Source organism: Methylobacterium nigriterrae, assembly GCF_037106235.1.
Taxonomy (GTDB): domain Bacteria; phylum Pseudomonadota; class Alphaproteobacteria; order Rhizobiales; family Beijerinckiaceae; genus Methylobacterium; species Methylobacterium nigriterrae.
Map to the genome: position 1 here is coordinate 1 of NZ_JBAWTG010000386.1, position 1230 is coordinate 1230.

Genomic DNA, 1230 nt, shown 5'->3' on the forward strand with positions numbered 1-1230 from the left:
ACACCGGCATCATCGCGGAACCGATGATGCCGAAGGCGTGCTCGATGCCGTGCATCTGAAGGACTTTGATGAAGGCTTCCTCGGTCGTCATCCTCATGGTTGTTTCTCCTTTTCGTCGGATCGTTCGCGCAATCGACCTGTTCTGGATGCTCGTGATTGGGATTGTGGCCGCGCTCCGCCTATTTCGCTCCCAACTTTGCCGAGAACTTCCGCAGCGACGTCGCACTCGCGAATTAACTTCGCATCATTCTCGGCGCTCGAAGCTCTGGTACGTTCCCGGTCATGGCCGGGGACGTCGCGGGTCACCCACGTTGAAGAGCCAGATTGGCAGGGTCGACCGATCCCGAACGTGGCAGGCCCAGCAGGCGCGGGATCTCGGAGGGCGTATCGGCCACGGCCACGCCGGCCGCCTCAAGGGCCTTGCGCTTGCCGGCATAGCTGCCGAAATTGCCGGAGACGATCGCGCCGGCATGACCCATCGTCTTGCCCGGCGGCGAGGCCCGCCCGGCGATGAAGGAGACGACGGGCTTGCGCATCCCGGCCGCGTATTCCGCCGCCGCCTCCTCCATCGCCCCTCCGATCTCGCCCACCATCACGACGGCGCGGGTGCGCTCGTCCTGATCGAGGGCCATGAGGGCGTCGCGGGTCGTCGTGCCGATCATCGGGTCCCCGCCGATGCCCAGGAACGCGGATTGCCCGATGCCGGCGCGTGTCAGGTTGAGGCAGATCAGCGTGCCGAGGCTGCCGCTGCGCGAGATCACCCCGACCTCGCCCGGCTGGAAGATGTTCGGGTTGTGGCCCGGCATGATGCCGACGAAGCCCTCGCCGGGTGTGACAACACCTGCGGTGTTCGGGCCGATGATCCGGGTGCCGCGGCGCGCGGCCGCGTGATGGATCGCGATCACGTCGCGGGCGGGGATGTGCTCGGTCAGGATGACCAAGGTCGAGGCGCCCGCCTCGATGGCGTCGAGGGCCGCCGCGCGGGCGGCGGCGGGCGGGATGAACATGACCGCCCAATCGAAAGGTGTCTCGGCCATCGCCTCTTTGGCTGTGGCGTAGACCGGGACACCGAGATGCTGCTCCCCGGCGCGCTTCGGGTTGATGCCAGCCACCACCTGCGTACCGCTGCCCATCATCTTCTCGGTCCAGAATGTCCCCTGCTTGCCGGTGATGCCCTGGACGAGGACGCGGGCGTGCTGGCGATAGATGATCATTGGGCTGCCTCCACCG

General features: G+C 66.7%; 1 protein-coding gene. It reads right to left on the reverse strand.

Annotation, left to right across the window (positions count from 1 at the left end; translation table 11 throughout):
• Nucleotides 1-302: 302 nt before the first annotated feature.
• Complete coding sequence (gene sucD / locus WDW90_RS37285; protein ID WP_336492750.1) at nucleotides 303-1214, reverse strand: succinate--CoA ligase subunit alpha; 912 nt, start codon at nucleotides 1212-1214, stop codon at nucleotides 303-305.
• Between the last annotated feature and the right edge of the window lie 16 nt (nucleotides 1215-1230).

What these genes read in the sequence shown, in the direction of transcription:
- sucD (WP_336492750.1), bottom strand. Translation starts at nt 1,214, where the DNA reads ATGATCATCTATCGCCAGCACGCCCGCGTCCTCGTCCAGGGCATCACC.